We start from the raw sequence: 17,504 nt of genomic DNA, 5'->3' as shown, positions 1-17,504 counted from the left end.
CGCTGACCCGGCGGTTTGTAATCCGTTGTTCCGTGTCAGTGGAGGCGCATTATAGGGAGTTATTTCAGGCTGACAAGTTAAAAATACAAAAAACTTATCAAGCGGCTACTTTTCAACCGTTACATTGCTTTTCGCTTTGTTTTTAAACAAAAACGAGCCCCGCAGGGCTCGTTTATTGTCATTTTGTGACTTACTGCACTGCCACAATGCGATCGTCATTCACTTCCAGCCGAATCGTTTTGCCAGGAATCAGCTCACCAGACAGAATTTGCTGCGCCAGCGGGTTTTCGATCTGTTGCTGGATAGCACGTTTGAGTGGACGTGCGCCATACACCGGATCGTAACCATTCGCACTCAGCAGTTTAAGCGCCTCGTCAGAGATATGGATTTCATAGCCACGCTCTTCCAGACGTTTATACAGACGTTGCAGTTGGATCTGTGCAATAGAAGCAATGTGCTGCTCACCCAACGGATGGAATACAACAACTTCATCTATACGGTTGATGAATTCCGGGCGGAAATTATGGCTCACGACGCCCAGGACCATATCCTTCATGTGGCCGTAGTCCAGCTCACCGAAGCGTTCCTGAATCAGATCGGACCCCAGGTTCGAGGTCATGATGACAACCGTATTACGGAAGTCGACCGTTCTCCCCTGCCCGTCAGTCAGACGACCATCGTCAAGCACCTGCAACAGAATATTGAACACATCCGGGTGCGCTTTCTCCACTTCATCCAGCAGAATGACAGAGTAAGGACGGCGACGTACCGCTTCTGTCAGATATCCACCTTCCTCATAGCCGACATATCCCGGAGGCGCCCCGACCAGACGAGACACCGAGTGTTTCTCCATAAACTCGGACATATCGATACGCACCATGGCATCGTCACTGTCGAACATAAAGTTTGCCAGCGCTTTGCACAGTTCAGTTTTACCGACACCGGTTGGGCCGAGGAACAAGAATGAACCAATCGGGCGATTTGGATCGGACAAGCCAGCACGGCTACGACGGATGGCGTTAGAAACGGCTTCCACCGCTTCGTTCTGGCCAATCACGCGGCTGTGCAACTGCTGCTCCATACGCAACAGTTTTTCCCGTTCGCCTTCCAGCATGCGAGCAACCGGGATACCGGTCCAGCGCGCCAGCACTTCTGCAATTTCTGCATCCGTGACTTTATTACGCAGCAGACGCATGGTTTTGCCTTCAGACTGGGTGGCTGCTTCCAGTTGTTTTTCCAGTTCAGGAATTTTGCCGTACTGCAGTTCAGACATCCGCGCCAGATCGCCGACGCGACGCGCCTGTTCGATGGCGATTTTCGCCTGCTCCAACTCAGCCTTGATAGTTTGCGTTCCCGATAGGGATGCTTTTTCAGCTTTCCACTCTTCTTCTAATTCAGAATACTGGCGCTCTTTATCGTCCAGCTCTTCGTTGAGCATCTCGAGACGTTTTTTACTCGCCTCATCAGACTCTTTCATTAATGCCTGCTGTTCCAGTTTGAGCTGGATAATCCGGCGGTCGAGTCTGTCGAGTTCCTCCGGCTTGGAGTCAATCTGCATACGAATGCTGGATGCCGCCTCATCGATAAGGTCGATAGCTTTGTCCGGCAACTGACGATCGGCAATATAGCGATGAGACAGCGTAGCTGCCGCAACAATCGCCGGGTCAGTGATCTGCACATGGTGGTGCAGCTCATAACGTTCTTTCAGGCCACGCAGAATCGCGATGGTGTCTTCTACTGAAGGTTCGGCTACAAATACTTTCTGGAAACGACGTTCCAGTGCCGCATCTTTTTCGATGTACTGGCGATATTCATCAAGCGTTGTTGCGCCTACACAGTGCAGTTCCCCGCGTGCCAGCGCAGGTTTCAGCATGTTCCCGGCGTCCATTGCGCCATCGGCTTTACCCGCCCCAACCATGGTATGCAACTCATCAATAAACAGGATGACATTGCCTTCCTGTTTCGAGAGATCGTTCAGCACGCCTTTTAAGCGTTCTTCAAACTCACCACGATATTTGGCCCCAGCCACCAGCGCGCCCATATCCAGCGCCAGCACACGGCGACCTTTTAAGCCTTCCGGCACTTCACCATTGATAATTCGTTGGGCCAGCCCTTCAACGATGGCCGTTTTACCAACACCTGGTTCGCCGATTAACACCGGGTTATTTTTAGTACGCCGCTGCAGTACCTGAATGGTACGGCGAATTTCTTCATCACGCCCGATAACCGGATCGAGTTTGCCCTGCTCGGCACGTTCGGTCAGGTCGACGGTATATTTTTTCAAGGCCTGACGTTGGTCTTCAGCCCCCTGGTCATTCACGCTTTCACCTCCACGCATTTGTTCAATTGCCTGAGTGATATTCGCGGTCGTCGCACCTGCTGATTTTAGTAAATCGGTCAGCGTACCGCGTGACTCAAGCGCCGCCAGTACGAACAGTTCTGACGAAATAAAGTTGTCCCCACGTTTTTGCGCCAGCTTGTCGCAAAGATTCAGTACACGCACCAGATCCTGAGAAGGCTGCACATCACCGCCGGTACCTTCTACCTGCGGCAACCGGCTCAACGCCTGGTCAATGGCTGTACGTAACTGGCCAGCATTAATGCCAGCAGACGTTAATAAAGGACGTACCGATCCCCCTTCCTGATTCAGCAAGGCGCTCATTAGATGAAGTGGTTCGATGAATTGATTGTCGTGCCCCAATGCGAGTGACTGGGCATCGGCAAGAGCAAGCTGGAATTTATTAGTAAGACGATCCAGACGCATAACTCCTCCCATAACAGGTCAAAATTGCTACTGGAGATTAAATGAGGTCATCCCTCAATTATTCAAGGTGAATGACCTGAATTATGTGAAAAGAAAATTACACGTACCGGATCGTCTTGATTCTTTAGGTTATATCAGCCAAATAAAACTTGCCATACGACCCGTGGTATTGTCGCGACGATAAGAGAAGAACATCTCACTTTCGCTGAAGGTGCAACGGTCGCCACCGTAGATGTTCTCTACTCCGATATTTGCCAGACGCTGACGCGCAAGCTGGTAAATATTCGCCAGATATTTATCACCATGCGGTACAAATGCGAGGTCCGCTTGCGGATCTTTCGCCATGAACGCTGCGCGAACTTCTGCTCCCACTTCAAACGCGTTCGGGCCAATCGCCGGGCCTAGCCAGGCAATAATGTTTTCAGGTTTGTCGGCAAAACACGCTACCGTCTCTTCCAGCACGCCGGCGCATAATCCGCGCCAACCCGCATGTGCCGCCGCGACTTCCGTTCCAGCGCGATTGCAAAACAGCACTGGCAGACAGTCGGCCGTCATCACTGCACACACGGTGCCCGGCGTATTGCTGTAAGAAGCATCCGCACGTTTGGAGGCGTAAGGCTCGCCGGTCAGTTTCAGGACATCCTTACCGTGGACCTGCTCCAGCCAGACTGGCTTTGACGGCAGATTGCCCGCAGCAAACAGCCGCTTGCGGTTCTCTTCAACATGCTCCGGGTTGTCCCCGCAATGGGCGCCCAGATTCAGCGAATCATAAGGCGGCATGCTAACACCGCCAATACGGGTAGAACTACACGCCACAACACCTTGCGGTATCGGCCACTGCGGGACAATTAGCTTACTCATAGCCAGGCAATATCATCCTTATGTTCTTCGAAATCAGCGCGCATCACTTCAATCAATTGCACCATATCTTGTGGAATAGGTGCGTGCCATTCCATTTCGATACCTGAAATTGGGTGATATAAACGCAGCATAGTCGCGTGCAGCGCCTGACGATCGAACTTACGCAGAACGGAGATAAATTCGTCAGAAGCGCCTTTCGGTGGACGCGGACGACCGCCGTAGACCTGATCGCCCACCAGCGGATGGGTGATATGCGCCATGTGCACGCGGATCTGGTGCGTACGTCCGGTTTCCAGACGCAGCCGCAGACGCGTGTGCACACGGAAGTGTTCCATTATGCGATAGTGCGTCACCGCCGGTTTCCCCATTGGGTGTACCGCCATGTGCGTACGCTTGGTCGGGTGGCGGCTAATCGGTTCCTCAACGGTTCCGCCTGCCGTCATATGACCAATCGCCACGGCTTCGTACTCACGGGTAATTTCACGCAGTTGCAGCGACTCCACCAGACGCGTTTGCGCCGGAACGGTTTTTGCCACCACCATTAATCCGGTCGTGTCTTTATCCAGACGGTGCACGATACCAGCACGTGGAACATCCGCGATTGGCGGGTAGTAATGCAGTAATGCATTCAATACCGTGCCATCAGGATTACCGGCCCCCGGATGCACTACGAGGTCACGGGGTTTGTTGATGACAAGAATATCGTCATCTTCATAAACGATATCCAGTGGGATATCCTGAGGTTCAAAACGAACCTCTTCATCAATTTCTGCAGTGATGGAGACGCGCTCTCCACCCAACACTTTTTCTTTCGGTTTATCGCAAAGATTGCCATTTACCAGTACGCGCTGGTCAAGGATCCATTCTTTTATGCGCGATCGCGAATAATCAGGGAACAATTCGGCCAAAGCCTGATCTAAGCGTTGACCGAGCTGATTTTCGGAGACTGTTGCGGTGAGTTCTACTCGTTGTGCCATAAACTGCTTCTTCGTTTAACGTTGGGTTTTACGGCTTTGCCGTTTAATATAGTGTGCTATTGTAGCTGGTCTTAACCGGGAGCAGGAACAGAGAATCTCCCGTAAAACATTTTGAGGAAAGTCAAAACGTCATGACGCGCATGAAATATCTGGTGGCAGCAGCCACGTTGAGCCTGTTTTTGGCGGGTTGCTCTGGTTCAAAGGAAGAGGTGCCCGATAATCCGCCAAATGAAATCTACGCGACTGCTCAGCAAAAGCTGCAGGACGGTAACTGGAAACAGGCAATAACGCAATTAGAAGCGTTGGATAACCGTTATCCATTTGGACCGTATTCTCAGCAGGTGCAATTAGATCTCATCTACGCCTACTACAAAAACGCCGATCTGCCACTTGCTCAGGCTGCCATCGATCGTTTTATTCGTCTTAACCCGACACACCCTAACATTGATTATGTCATGTATATGCGTGGCCTGACCAATATGGCGTTGGATGATAGCGCACTGCAAGGATTCTTTGGTGTTGATCGCAGCGATCGCGATCCGCAACATGCCCGAGCTGCGTTTAATGACTTTTCCAAACTGGTACGTGGCTATCCGAACAGCCAGTACACCACTGACGCCACCAAACGTCTGGTATTCCTGAAAGACCGTCTGGCGAAGTATGAATATTCCGTTGTGGAATACTACACTGCCCGCGGTGCATGGGTTGCCGTGGTAAACCGTGTGGAAGGCATGCTGCGCGACTTCCCGGATACCCAGGCAACACGCAATGCCCTGCCGTTAATGGAAAATGCTTATCGCCAGATGCAGATGAATGCGCAGGCAGAAAAAGTAGCGAAAATCATTGCCGCCAACAGCAGCAATACCTGATTTATCTCAGAATGCAAACGGCAGCCCAAAGGCTGCCGTTTTTTTATCCGTAAACGTCACAACTGAAGCGGTTTAGCTGCAACGCATCTCATCAAATATGGCCTGCTTTCAGGTATTCCTCAAGTAAAAAATCGCTTGTTCCTGCGGTGCCTCACAAAAAGGTTTTCTTGACAAAAAGCGACAAAAAAATGTGATTAATATCACACATTTTGACATTAGGAACGGTATGCTGGAATCACCAAGACGGGAAAGACAAGAGGTAAAATTTATGACAATGAACATTACCAGTAAACAAATGGAAATTACTCCGGCAATTCGCCAGCATGTCGCAGACCGTCTCGCCAAACTCGAAAAATGGCAAACTCATCTGATTAATCCACATATCATTCTGTCTAAGGAGCCGCAGGGTTTCATTGCTGATGCCACCATCAATACACCGAACGGACATCTGGTCGCCAGCGCAAAACACGAGGATATGTACACCGCAATTAACGATTTGATCAACAAGCTGGAACGGCAGCTCAATAAAGTGCAGCACAAAGGCGAAGCCCGTCGTGCAACAACTTCAGTCAAAGACGCCAACTTCGTCGAAGCAGAAGAAGAGTAGTCCCTTACATTGAGTGTATCGCCAACGCGCCTCCGGGCGCGTTTTTTGTTGACAGGGTGAAAACAGTACGGGTACTTTACTGACGTAGCCAAAGGAAAATTACATGAAACTTGTCCCGTTCTTCTTCGCATTCTTTTTTACCTTCCCCTGAATGGGAGGCGTTTCGTCGTGTGATAAAGAATGCGAAGACGAACAATAAGGCCTCCCACAACGGGGGGCCTTTTTTATTGATAAATTGATAACAAGAAAGGCAACACTATGACATCGGATAACCCATTGCTGGCGCTGCGCGATAAGATCAGCACGCTGGATGAAAAATTACTGGCCCTGCTGGCTGAGCGACGTGGACTGGCCGTAGAAGTTGGCAAAGCTAAGCTCCTTTCACATCGTCCAGTTCGTGATATCGACCGTGAGCGCGATCTGTTGGACCGACTGATTCAGCTTGGCAAAGCACATCATCTTGATGCTCACTACATCACTCGCCTGTTCCAGCTCATAATCGAAGACTCCGTCCTGACTCAGCAGGCACTGCTCCAGCAGCATCTGAACAAAATTAACCCGCACTCAGCACGCGTAGCTTTCCTCGGGCCAAAAGGGTCATATTCTCATCTTGCCGCACGTCAGTATGCTGCCCGCCATTTTGAACAATTTATAGAAAGCGGCTGCGCGAAATTTGCCGATATCTTTAATCAGGTCGAAACCGGACAAGCAGACTATGCAGTGGTTCCGATTGAAAACACCAGTTCCGGTGGGATTAACGACGTTTACGACCTGCTACAGCACACCAGCCTGTCTATCGTTGGCGAGATGACTATCACGATTGACCACTGCCTACTGGTGTCCGGCACGACAGATCTCGAGACCATTGAAACGGTATATAGCCATCCGCAGCCATTCCAGCAGTGCAGCAAATTCCTGAGTCGTTACCCGCACTGGAAGATTGAGTACACCGAAAGCACCTCGGCGGCGATGGAAAAAGTTGCGCAGGCTAACTCACCGCGCGTGGCGGCTCTGGGGAGCGAAGCCGGAGGCGTACTATACGGTTTGCAGGTTCTCGAGCATATCGAAGCTAATCAGACGCAAAACATCACCCGCTTCGTGGTACTGGCGCGCAAGGCAATCAATGTTTCCGATCAGGTGCCAGCAAAAACCACGTTGCTGATGGCGACAGGACAACAAGCCGGTGCGCTGGTAGAAGCTCTGCTGGTACTGCGCAACCATAATCTGATTATGACTAAACTGGAGTCACGCCCGATTCACGGCAATCCGTGGGAAGAAATGTTTTATCTTGATATCCAGGCCAACCTGGAATCACCCCAGATGCAAAAAGCATTGAAGGAGTTAGGTGAGATTACGCGCTCGATGAAAGTACTTGGCTGCTATCCAAGTGAGAATGTGGTGCCGGTCGATCCAAGCTAACGTTTGACAATGCCGGATGGCGCTACGCTTATCCGGCATTCTATTTAGCCGATCCTTGTATGACTGATACAACGCATCAGCGTTGCCATCAAGCATCGTATTTATTGGCGACTATCGTTAGCCTGGCGCAACAAAGTACGGCTTTCGTTCTGGAAGCGTTTCGCATAATCACCAAACCAGTGCTCCACCTTACGGAAGCTGTCGATGAACGCTTGCTTATCGCCCTGCTCCAGTAAACCGATCGCCTCACCAAAACGTTGGTAGTAGCGTTTGATCAGCGCAAGGTTACTCTCAGACGACATAATGATATCGGCATAGAGCTGCGGATCCTGGGCAAACAGACGTCCGACCATCGCCAGTTCAAGGCGATAAATCGGCGAAGAGAGTGCCAGTAACTGCTCCAGTTGAACATTCTCTTCCGCTAAATGCAGACCGTAAGCAAAGGTCGCAAAGTGACGCAATGCCTGAATAAATGCCATGTTCTGGTCGTGTTCAACAGCACTGATCCGATGCAGTCGCGCCCCCCACACCTGAATCTGTTCCAGAAACCACTGATAAGCTTCCGGCTGACGTCCGTCACACCAGACGACAACCTGCTTTGCCAGACTGCCGCTGTCCGGGCCAAACATGGGGTGTAATCCCACCACCGGGCCGTCGTGCGCCGCCAGCATCGCCTGCAAAGGACCATTTTTCACCGAAGCCAGATCCACCAGGATGCAGTCGGACGGCAGACGCGGTAATTTGGCGATCACCTGCTCAGTGACGTGGATCGGCACGCTGACGATCACCATGCCAGCATCAGAGACCATCTCCGGCGCACGATCCCAGTCCTGCTGTTCCAGGATCCGTACCTGATAACCTGACAGGGTGAGCATTTTTTCGAACAGACGTCCCATCTGACCGCCGCCGCCGACAATCACCACCGGTCGCAGAGAAGGACAAAGCGTTTTAAATCCTTTGTCGTTCTCACTGGAGTAAGACTCGCGCATAACCCGGCGCAGCACATCTTCAATCAGGTCCGGCGGCACGCCAAGGGCTTCCGCTTCCGTCCGGCGGGAGGCCAGCATAGAGGCTTCCCGTTCCGGCACGTAGATAGGCAGCCCAAAGCGGCTTTTTACTTCACCGACTTCGGCCACCAGCTCCAGGCGACGTGCCAGTAAACCCAGCAGCGCCTTGTCGACTTCATCAATTTGATCGCGTAATGCGGTCAATTCAGCAACCATAACCAACCTCTTATGCTACACGCGCCGACAGCTGGCCGTTTAAATCCTGGCTAATTTCACGCAGTAGCGCATCCGTCATTTCCCAGCTAATGCAGGCATCAGTTACAGACACGCCGTATTTCATTTCGCTACGCGGCTGTTCAGAAGACTGGTTGCCTTCGTGAATATTACTTTCAATCATCAAGCCAATGATCGAGCGATTGCCATCTTTGATTTGTGCAATCACGGATTCAGCCACGGCAGGCTGGCGGCGGTAATCTTTATTGGAGTTACCATGACTGCAATCTACCATCAGAGAAGGTCGTAGTCCCGCCTGCTCCATCTCTTTTTCGCACTGGGCGACATCTGCCGGGCTGTAGTTCGGCGCTTTACCACCGCGCAGGATCACGTGACCGTCTGGGTTACCCTGAGTTTGCAGCAGTGCAACCTGTCCGGCCTGGTTAATACCAACAAAGCGGTGCGACTGTGCCGCCGCGCGCATCGCGTTAATGGCGGTCGCCAGGCTACCGTCAGTACCGTTCTTAAAGCCGACCGGCATCGAAAGACCGGAAGCCATTTCGCGGTGAGTCTGCGATTCCGTGGTACGCGCACCGATTGCAGACCAGCTAAACAGATCGCCCAGGTATTGCGGGCTATTGGGATCCAGCGCTTCAGTTGCCAGCGGAAGTCCCATATTCACCAGTTCAAGCAGCAGCTGACGCGCAATTTTCAGGCCGGCTTCAACATCAAAAGAGCCATCCATATTAGGATCGTTAATTAACCCTTTCCAGCCGACGGTGGTACGGGGCTTTTCAAAATAGACGCGCATCACCAGGTAGAGGCTATCGCTGACCTCTGCGGCAAGGGCTTTAAACCGACGAGCGTACTCAATAGCCATTTCAGGATCGTGAATGGAACACGGGCCACATACCACCAGCAGGCGCGGATCGCGACCAGAGATAATATCTGAAATGGTTTTGCGTGACTGGGAGATTTGCGCTTCTTGCGCCTGGCTCAGCGGGAATTCAGCTTTCAGCTGCTCCGGAGTCATCAGAACCTGTTCGTCGGTAATATGTACGTTGTTCAGCGCGTCTTTTTGCATGGTGGTGATCCTGTTTAGCTCGTTTGCGATAGTTGATCCTCAGCGAGGAGGTGATAACGATAACACAACAGGTAAAGATTTCAATCCACAAACCGTAAATTTTAATTTACAACATACACTTTAATGACAGAATACGCCCTCCATTTCGTACATTAAAATTTACACCATCCGGTAGTGAGATCCACTATGCTTAAAAAAACGAGGGAGTACAGGCAATGAAGCAACTCATCAGCACCCTATTTCTATTACTTCTTAGCGGATGTCAGATAGATCCTTATACCCACGCCCCCACATGGACGGGAACCGCCTGGTACGACGCCGGAATACAAGATGCCATTTCGGGGTATGCCGTTAAAGATAATGAAACTCTTGCCGACAACTACAATGACCCCGAAGTCGATCGTACGGAATATCTTAAGGGTTATGCCGAGGGACAACGTAAAATCTGCCAGCCGGATTTTGTTTACGCCAGAGGTTTGACCGGGAAAACCTTTCCCTCAAGTTGTGATACGGTCGAAAATATTGACCAGTTACACAGTGCCTGGCAAAAAGGAGCAAATGAAGGTGCTGCCTCAATAAGATTAAATTAAACAATAGCTTATATTTTATAAAGCACTAAGACTTAACTTAAATTACTAATAGCTTTCCACCTGGCATAATGACGGCTTAGGAAAATAATGTTATTTTGTCCTAAATAATCTTGAATGTATTTCGACGTTTTACGGCAAACGCTGGTAGGTAACTATTCATGAGCTATTCTTACCGACTCATACTTCTACTGGCACTGCTCCTGACCGGATTACCGCTGTACGCCCAAAGCGTTACGGAAGAAGCAAAATCTGTACGCGCTATGGTTTCCGGCATCGTCAGTTATACGCGCTGGCCTGCACTGTCCGGGCCCCCCAAACTGTGTATTTTCTCTTCATCGCGTTTTTCCAGTGTCCTGGGAGATACCAGTGCCGGAGCATTACCCTATCTTCCCGTCATCATTCGTACGGAACAAGAAATATTAGTTTCGCAGTGTGATGGCTTTTATTTTGGAAAAGAATCCCCTACTTATCAGGTGGAATTAAAGAATAAATATCCGTCTAAGGCATTGCTATTAATTGCCGAACAGAACCCCGAATGCGTTATTGGCAGCGCCTTTTGCCTCATAATTAAAGATGAAGATGTGAGATTTTCCGTAAATATGGATTCCCTTTCACGCAGTGGCGTAAGGGTCAGTCCGGACGTATTAATGCTTGCACGGAATCAGAAGCATGGATAAGGGCCATTCTCCCATAACACGCCCGACGTTTAAGCGGACATTACGGCGTATCAGCATAATCAGCGTTCTGGTAACTATGACGCTGATCTGGCTGCTGCTCAGCATTTCTTCGGTGCTGGCATTGAGACAGTATGCGCAAAAGAACCTGGATCTGACCGCAGCAACTATGACCCGCACGCTTGAAGCAGCATTAGTTTTTTCTGATGGCGTCGCGGCCACTGAAACGCTGGCAGCACTGGGCCAGCAGGGGCAATTTTCCGTTGCAGAAGTTCGTAATAAAAACCAGAAGGTGATCGCCACCTGGCGCTATAACGCGCAGGATACCACTGAAAAAATCAGCGGACTTATCAGCCACTGGCTGTTTCCCCAACCGGTCACTCAACCTATTTTGCATAATGGCAACGTCATCGGCGAAGTACGATTGACTGCGCGCGATAGCGTTATCAGCCATTTCATCTATTTGTCGCTGGCCGTCCTTACCGGGTGCATTCTGTTGGCCTCTGGCATTGCATTAATGCTCACTCGTTATTTACATAATGGCGTCGTGGAAGCCCTGCAAAATATAACCGAGGTGGTACATGATGTTCGTACCAACCGTAACTTTTCACGGCGCGTTTCAGAAGAGCGCATTGAAGAGTTTCACCTTTTTGCCCAGGATTTTAATAGTCTGCTGGACGAGATGGAGGAGTGGCAACTTAAACTGCAGGCAAAGAACGCCCAGCTTTTGCGTACGGCGCTACACGATCCGCTGACCGGACTGGCGAATCGCGCCGCATTTCGCAGCAGCATTAACGCCCTGATGAATGACCATGCCGCTCACAGCAGCTCCGCACTGTTATTCCTTGATGGTGATAATTTTAAATTTATTAATGATACCTGGGGCCACGCAGCGGGGGATCGGGTCCTGATTGAAGTTGCAAACAGGCTGTCCGAGTTTGGTGGTAATCGACATCACCCCTACAGACTTGGCGGCGATGAGTTCGCTATGGTGCTGTACAGCGTTCACTCTGAATACGAAGTTCAGCGGATCTGCGCGGCACTGTCACACGAGTTTAACCGACCTTTTGACCTGCATAACGGTCATCAGGCAAGCATGACACTCAGCATTGGTTTTGCGCTGACGTGGGAACATGCCTCTGCTGAGAAATTACAAGAACTTGCCGATAAAAATATGTATCAGGCCAAAAATTTGCGTTCTGAACGCATTATTAAAAAATAAGGACTTACACATGCTAAAACGTCTATCATCCCCGTTTCTTCTGCTTTTACTGATTTTGGCAGGCTGTCAGGCACCTCAGGGAAAATTTACCCCGGAGCAAATTGCAGCCATGAAATCGTACGGATTTACCGAAGCTTCCGGAGACTGGTCTCTTGGTCTGTCTGACAACATCCTGTTTGACAAAAACGACTATAAGCTCCGCCCTGAAAGTGAAAAGCAGATCCAGGAAATGGCATCCAAACTGGCAGCTACCGGGTTAAACCATGCGCGTATGGATGGTCATACCGATAACTACGGCGAAGACAGCTACAACGAAGCGCTGTCGCTCAAACGCGCGAATGTGGTTGCCGATGCGTGGGCACAGGGCGCCAACATTCCCCGCACTAATCTGACAACGCAGGGACTCGGGAAGAAATACCCGATCGCCAGTAATCAGACGTCAAAAGGTCGTGCTGAAAACCGCCGGGTTGCAGTCGTGATCGCTACGCCGTAAAAGTCCTCAACTGGCTGCGCGCCGCGCAGCCATCCAATTGCAATAAAACAAAAGAGTAAGGTCGGAATAAAAAAAGGGCCAGCCTTTCGGCCAGCCCTTTTCTAACAGGATGTCGCTTGCGCGAATCTTAGTTAAGACGCTCTTTGATACGAGCAGACTTACCAGTGCGCTCACGCAGGTAGTACAGTTTAGCTTTACGAACAGCACCACGACGTTTAACAGCAATGCTGTCAACTACCGGAGAGTGAGTCTGGAAGACACGCTCAACGCCTTCGCCGTTGGAAATTTTACGAACAGTGAATGCAGAGTGCAGACCGCGGTTACGAATAGCGATAACCACGCCCTCGAATGCCTGCAGACGTTTTTTGGAACCTTCAACAACCCATACTTTCACTTCCACGGTATCACCCGGACGGAAGGAAGGTACGTCCTGCTTCATCTGCTCTTGTTCAAGTTGCTTAATAATGTTGCTCATAATTTAATCTCTTATCCTGGGTAAACTGATATTTGGGGGTCTCAGACCAGCCCATCATGTTTATGCTGCTGTTGTGCGTGTTCCGTTTTGAACTCCGCCAGCAACCTTGCTTGCTCTTCAGTCAGAGCCAGGTTTTCCAGAAGTTCAGGTCTTCTAAGCCAGGTCCGGCCCAGCGACTGTTTTAAACGCCAGCGACGTATCTCAGCGTGGTTCCCCGACAGTAACACTGCCGGTACTTCCATCTGTTCTAACACTTCAGGTCGGGTATAGTGCGGGCAATCCAGCAACCCATCAGCAAACGAATCTTCGATTGCCGAAGCTTCATGACCCAGAACTCCCGGAATAAACCGAGAAACGGAGTCGATCAGCGTCATTGCCGGTAACTCACCACCGCTGAGAACGTAATCGCCGATTGACCATTCTTCGTCAATTTCGGTTTGAATCACGCGCTCATCTATTCCTTCATAGCGACCACACACCAGAATCAGCTTTTGATTCGTGGCCAGTTCGCTAACGCCCGCTTGATCAAGCTTGCGTCCCTGAGGTGACAGATAAATCACCTTTGCGCCTTCACCAGCCGCAGCTTTTGCTGCATGAATGGCGTCCCGTAAAGGTTGCACCATCATTAACATCCCCGGTCCGCCGCCGTAAGGACGATCGTCCACGGTACGGTGCCGGTCATGAGTAAAGTCACGAGGACTCCAGCTCTGGATGTTCAGCAGGCCATTTTTTACTGCCCGGCCAGTTACCCCGTAATCGGTAATTGCGCGGAACATTTCTGGAAACAGGCTAACGATACCTATAAACACAAGCCAATCCCCATAACGCCGACTTTTACCGTTTATCCGGTGGTTTAAAAACCAGGATCCCAATCTACTTCGATAGTACGAGTAGCGAGATCGACTTTCTTGATAACCTGCCCATCGAGGAACGGTACAAGACGTTCCTTGATACCAAACGCATCTTTCAGGTTTGCCTTAATGACAATGACGTCATTCGAACCGGTTTCCATCATATCGACGACTTTACCGAGATCGTAACCTTCAGTGGTCACTACCTGGCAGCCCATAAGGTCTTTCCAGTAGTAGGAACCATCTTCCAGCGCTGGCAACTGCGAGGAATCCACGACAATTTCGCAATTAGTCAGTAGATTCGCCGAATCACGATCGTCAACGCCTTTCAGCTTGATGATCAGATCCTGATTGTGGTGCTTCCAGCTTTCCAGCTGTACTTGCTGCCACTGACCCGCCTTCTGGATAAACCAGGGCTGATAGTCAAAAATGCTTTCGGCGTCTTCAGTGGAAGAAAACACTCTGAGCCAACCACGGATACCGTAAGAAGACCCCATTTTCCCCAAAACGATGGGTTCCACAGGAGCCTGCGCGGCGAGTTGCTTGCTCATCATGACCACCGTGACAGATTAAGCTGCTTTGTTTGCTGCTTTGATCAGCGTAGCTACGCGATCAGAAATAGTCGCGCCCTGGCCAACCCAGTGAGCGATGCGATCCAGATCCAGGCGAGTGCCTTCTTCTTTTTCGCTAGCGATTGGGTTAAAGAAGCCAACGCGCTCGATGAAGCGACCGTTGCGTGCATTACGGCTGTCGGTAACAACAACCTGGTAGAACGGACGCTTTTTAGCGCCGTGACGAGCTAAACGAATAGTAACCATAACATCCTCTTGTGTGAATAAAACACCCAGGCCCCATCGAGGAACGGAGCCCGGGTGTCATATTAAAAGCCCGAAAATTTTACTGATTTCTGGGAAAAAAGCAATCAACATGTGATGAGGCTTTATACCAGGGCGTTACCATTGCAGCCAGTTTGGCGTCGGCGTGCGCGCAGAAAGCGGAACGTACATGCAGTACGTGAGCATTTCGAGCCCACCCCGACGTCAAAAAGGCAAATTAGGTAGCCCGATATATTTATCTACCAGGGAAGCCTGGCGGCATCATACCCTTCATGCCACGCATCATCTTCGCCATACCGCCTTTCTTCATTTTCTTCATCATGCGCTGCATGTCGTCGAACTGTTTCAGAAGGCGGTTTACGTCCTGTACCTGCATACCGCAGCCGGCAGCAATACGGCGTTTACGGGAACCTTTGATGATTTCCGGCTTAGCGCGTTCTTTCATCGTCATCGAGTTGATGATGGCTTCCATACGCACCAGCACTTTATCGTCCATCTGCGATTTCACGTTGTCTGGGATCTGCCCCATGCCCGGCAGCTTGCCCATCAGGCTTGCCATGCCGCCCATGTTTTTCATCTGGTTGAGCTGCTCAAGGAAATCGTTGAGATCGAAGCCGTCGCCTTTTTTCAGCTTGCTGGCTAATTTCTCTGCCTGCGCGCGGTCAACCTTGCTTTCGATATCTTCGATCAGCGACAGCACGTCACCCATGCCGAGAATACGCGAAGCAATACGATCCGGGTGGAACGGCTCCAGCGCTTCGGTTTTCTCGCCGACGCCGAGGAATTTAATCGGCTTGCCGGTGATATGACGAATAGAGAGCGCCGCACCACCACGAGCATCACCATCAACTTTGGTCAGCACGACACCGGTTAACGGCAGCGCTTCGTTGAAGGCTTTTGCGGTATTCGCGGCATCCTGACCGGTCATGGCGTCGACCACAAACAGCGTTTCAACCGGCTTGATAGAAGCGTGGACCTGTTTGATTTCGTCCATCATCGCTTCATCAACGTGCAGGCGACCGGCGGTATCCACCAGCAGCACGTCGTAGAATTTGAGTTTGGCTTCTTTCAGCGCGGCGTTAACGATATCGACCGGCTTCTGGCCGACATCCGACGGGAAGAAGTCCACACCGACCTGCTCGGCCAGCGTTTCCAGCTGTTTTATCGCCGCCGGGCGATAAACGTCCGCGGAGACCACCAGCACTTTCTTCTTGTGCTTCTCACGCAGGAATTTCCCCAGCTTACCGACGCTGGTCGTTTTACCCGCCCCCTGCAGACCAGCCATCAGCACAACGGCTGGCGGCTGTGCAGCCAGATTCAGGGTCTGGTTTTCTTCGCCCATTGCCGCAACCAGTTCGTTACGGACAATCTTGACGAACTCCTGACCCGGCGTCAGGCTTTTGTTAACTTCATGACCAACCGCTTTCTCTTTTACGCGATTGATAAACTCACGCACTACCGGCAGCGCTACGTCAGCCTCCAGCAGCGCCATGCGCACTTCGCGCAGCGTCTCTTTAACGTTGTCTTCAGTAAGGCGTCCACGGCCACTGATATTGCGCAGCGTGCGCGACAAACGATCGGTTAAATTATCAAACATTGTCTCTCGCCTGGGGTGGAAACGGTCGGTCGCGACAGCGACACATCAACAGAAATTTGTCGCAGTATAACATGAAGCCGCCTTTGTTGTTATGCAACGGTTGGAGCAGCGGTCACGTAACGCTATACTGCTTTTCTTTATCACTGGCCAACTGTCGACACCTATATGCCCGTTTTTGCTCTGCTCGCCCTTGTCGCCTACTCAGTCAGCCTCGCGCTGATTATTCCCGCTCTGCTGCAAAAAAACAGCGGCTGGCGGCGTATGGCTATTCTCTCTGCGGTCGTCGCGCTGGTAAGTCATGCTATCGCCCTGGAAGCGCGAATTCTGCCCGGCGGTGAAAGCGGACAAAACCTGAGTCTGTTGAACGTCGGCTCGCTGGTTAGCCTGATGATCTGTACGGTAATGACTATCGTCGCTTCCCGCAATCGTGGCTGGCTATTGCTGCCCATTGTCTACGCCTTTGCGCTGATCAACCTGGCCTTCGCCACGTTTATGCCGAACGAGTTCATCACCCATCTCGAAGCTACGCCGGGCATGATGATTCACATTGGGCTATCGCTATTCGCTTACGCCACGCTGATTATCGCCGCACTCTATGCGCTGCAACTGGCATGGATCGACTACCAGTTGAAAAACAAAAAACTGGCCTTCAGCAATGAGATGCCGCCGCTAATGAGTATTGAGCGGAAAATGTTTCATATCACCCAAATTGGCGTGGTTCTGCTGACGCTCACCCTGTGCACAGGCCTGTTTTACATGCATAACCTGTTCAGTACCGAGAACATTGATAAAGCCGTTCTCTCTATCGTGGCATGGTTTGCCTATATCGTTCTGTTGTGGGGGCATTACCATGAAGGCTGGCGCGGACGTCGCGTCGTATGGTTTAACGTCGCAGGCGCAGGCATTCTAACGCTGGCCTATTTCGGCAGTCGTATCCTGCAGCAGTTCGTGAGTTAAATCTTTAA

Annotated in this window: 19 protein-coding genes and 1 other annotated feature; of the genes, 9 read left to right on the top strand and 10 right to left on the bottom strand. The window is 51.0% G+C overall.

The window, feature by feature from the left end:
• Positions 1 to 190: 190 nt before the first annotated feature.
• From clpB to rluD, 3 genes are all read right to left on the bottom strand, one after another.
• Positions 191 to 2,764 carry an ATP-dependent chaperone ClpB gene (clpB, locus tag N0B36_RS23540; protein ID WP_047499529.1) on the bottom strand — a complete coding sequence of 858 codons (2,574 nt, stop codon included), beginning with the start codon at positions 2,762 to 2,764 and terminating at the stop codon, positions 191 to 193.
• Positions 2,765 to 2,893: 129 nt separating this feature from the next.
• Positions 2,894 to 3,625, bottom strand: coding sequence for a purine nucleoside phosphorylase YfiH (gene yfiH, locus N0B36_RS23535; protein WP_200079715.1), 732 nt, complete (start codon positions 3,623 to 3,625; stop codon positions 2,894 to 2,896).
• Positions 3,622 to 4,602 (bottom strand): 23S rRNA pseudouridine(1911/1915/1917) synthase RluD, encoded by a 981-nt coding sequence (gene rluD, locus N0B36_RS23530; protein WP_016154063.1) that lies wholly within the window; start codon positions 4,600 to 4,602, stop codon positions 3,622 to 3,624. The genes yfiH and rluD overlap by 4 nt, the downstream gene beginning before the upstream one ends.
• Before the next feature lie 131 nt (positions 4,603 to 4,733).
• Between rluD and bamD the strand changes: the two genes are divergently transcribed.
• The 4 genes from bamD to pheA all read left to right on the top strand — a co-directional run bounded on the left by bamD (position 4,734) and on the right by pheA (position 7,497).
• Complete coding sequence (gene bamD, locus N0B36_RS23525; protein ID WP_016154064.1) at positions 4,734 to 5,471, top strand: outer membrane protein assembly factor BamD; 738 nt, start codon at positions 4,734 to 4,736, stop codon at positions 5,469 to 5,471.
• A 268-nt stretch (positions 5,472 to 5,739) separates the two neighbouring features.
• Entirely contained in the window at positions 5,740 to 6,078 is a 339-nt protein-coding gene (gene raiA, locus N0B36_RS23520; RefSeq protein WP_003031244.1) for a ribosome-associated translation inhibitor RaiA, read from the top strand.
• A 102-nt stretch (positions 6,079 to 6,180) separates the two neighbouring features.
• Positions 6,181 to 6,306 (top strand) — a sequence feature (Phe leader region).
• Positions 6,182 to 6,229 (top strand): pheA operon leader peptide PheL, encoded by a 48-nt coding sequence (gene pheL, locus N0B36_RS23515; RefSeq protein ID WP_100250063.1) that lies wholly within the window; start codon positions 6,182 to 6,184, stop codon positions 6,227 to 6,229. Its footprint overlaps the feature before it by 48 nt.
• 30 nt (positions 6,307 to 6,336) lie before the next feature.
• Positions 6,337 to 7,497 carry a bifunctional chorismate mutase/prephenate dehydratase gene (gene pheA / locus N0B36_RS23510; protein ID WP_047499527.1) on the top strand — a complete coding sequence of 387 codons (1,161 nt, stop codon included), beginning with the start codon at positions 6,337 to 6,339 and terminating at the stop codon, positions 7,495 to 7,497.
• Positions 7,498 to 7,598: 101 nt separating this feature from the next.
• Here pheA and tyrA read toward each other — a convergent pair whose 3' ends face one another.
• Together tyrA and aroF are read right to left on the bottom strand one after the other, a co-directional pair.
• Positions 7,599 to 8,720 carry a bifunctional chorismate mutase/prephenate dehydrogenase gene (gene tyrA / locus N0B36_RS23505; protein WP_103766806.1) on the bottom strand — a complete coding sequence of 374 codons (1,122 nt, stop codon included), beginning with the start codon at positions 8,718 to 8,720 and terminating at the stop codon, positions 7,599 to 7,601.
• Positions 8,721 to 8,730: 10 nt separating this feature from the next.
• Complete coding sequence (gene aroF / locus N0B36_RS23500; RefSeq protein ID WP_259689350.1) at positions 8,731 to 9,801, bottom strand: 3-deoxy-7-phosphoheptulonate synthase AroF; 1,071 nt, start codon at positions 9,799 to 9,801, stop codon at positions 8,731 to 8,733.
• Between the two features lie 215 nt (positions 9,802 to 10,016).
• Here aroF and N0B36_RS23495 point away from each other — a divergent pair, with 215 nt between their 5' ends.
• The 4 genes from N0B36_RS23495 (at position 10,017) to N0B36_RS23480 (ending at position 12,780) form a co-directional block, all read left to right on the top strand.
• A complete protein-coding gene (locus tag N0B36_RS23495) occupies positions 10,017 to 10,391 on the top strand; it encodes a DUF2799 domain-containing protein (RefSeq protein WP_049282581.1) in 375 nt (124 codons plus the stop codon).
• 158 nt (positions 10,392 to 10,549) lie between these two features.
• Positions 10,550 to 11,068 carry a YfiR family protein gene (locus tag N0B36_RS23490; protein ID WP_016157185.1) on the top strand — a complete coding sequence of 173 codons (519 nt, stop codon included), beginning with the start codon at positions 10,550 to 10,552 and terminating at the stop codon, positions 11,066 to 11,068.
• A complete protein-coding gene (gene dgcN / locus N0B36_RS23485) occupies positions 11,061 to 12,287 on the top strand; it encodes a diguanylate cyclase DgcN (RefSeq protein ID WP_047414892.1) in 1,227 nt (408 codons plus the stop codon). The genes N0B36_RS23490 and dgcN overlap by 8 nt, the downstream gene beginning before the upstream one ends.
• 10 nt (positions 12,288 to 12,297) lie before the next feature.
• Positions 12,298 to 12,780, top strand: a complete 483-nt coding sequence (locus N0B36_RS23480) for an OmpA family protein (protein ID WP_016154071.1) — start codon at positions 12,298 to 12,300, stop codon at positions 12,778 to 12,780.
• 127 nt (positions 12,781 to 12,907) lie between these two features.
• Here the strand turns inward: N0B36_RS23480 and rplS are convergent, their stop codons facing one another.
• From rplS to ffh, 5 genes are all read right to left on the bottom strand, one after another.
• On the bottom strand, positions 12,908 to 13,255 hold the full coding sequence (gene rplS / locus N0B36_RS23475; RefSeq protein WP_002914145.1) for a 50S ribosomal protein L19: 348 nt from the start codon (positions 13,253 to 13,255) through the stop codon (positions 12,908 to 12,910).
• A gap of 41 nt (positions 13,256 to 13,296) precedes the next feature.
• Positions 13,297 to 14,064 carry a tRNA (guanosine(37)-N1)-methyltransferase TrmD gene (trmD, locus tag N0B36_RS23470; RefSeq protein ID WP_016157187.1) on the bottom strand — a complete coding sequence of 256 codons (768 nt, stop codon included), beginning with the start codon at positions 14,062 to 14,064 and terminating at the stop codon, positions 13,297 to 13,299.
• A 44-nt stretch (positions 14,065 to 14,108) separates the two neighbouring features.
• A complete protein-coding gene (gene rimM, locus N0B36_RS23465) occupies positions 14,109 to 14,657 on the bottom strand; it encodes a ribosome maturation factor RimM (RefSeq protein ID WP_003031230.1) in 549 nt (182 codons plus the stop codon).
• 18 nt (positions 14,658 to 14,675) lie between these two features.
• A complete protein-coding gene (gene rpsP / locus N0B36_RS23460) occupies positions 14,676 to 14,924 on the bottom strand; it encodes a 30S ribosomal protein S16 (protein ID WP_003031228.1) in 249 nt (82 codons plus the stop codon).
• A 253-nt stretch (positions 14,925 to 15,177) separates the two neighbouring features.
• Positions 15,178 to 16,539, bottom strand: a complete 1,362-nt coding sequence (ffh, locus tag N0B36_RS23455; protein ID WP_003031226.1) for a signal recognition particle protein — start codon at positions 16,537 to 16,539, stop codon at positions 15,178 to 15,180.
• 165 nt (positions 16,540 to 16,704) lie between these two features.
• On the opposite strand from ffh, the gene N0B36_RS23450 reads away from it, so the two are divergent.
• A complete protein-coding gene (locus tag N0B36_RS23450; RefSeq protein ID WP_103766803.1) occupies positions 16,705 to 17,496 on the top strand; it encodes an inner membrane protein YpjD in 792 nt (263 codons plus the stop codon).
• Positions 17,497 to 17,504 lie beyond the last annotated feature (8 nt).

Source organism: Citrobacter sp. XY323 (assembly GCF_025106035.1).
GTDB classification, from domain to species: Bacteria; Pseudomonadota; Gammaproteobacteria; order Enterobacterales; family Enterobacteriaceae; genus Citrobacter; species Citrobacter braakii.
The sequence above is the reverse complement of the archived record's forward strand: the minus strand, read 5'-3'. Positions and strand labels throughout refer to the sequence as shown.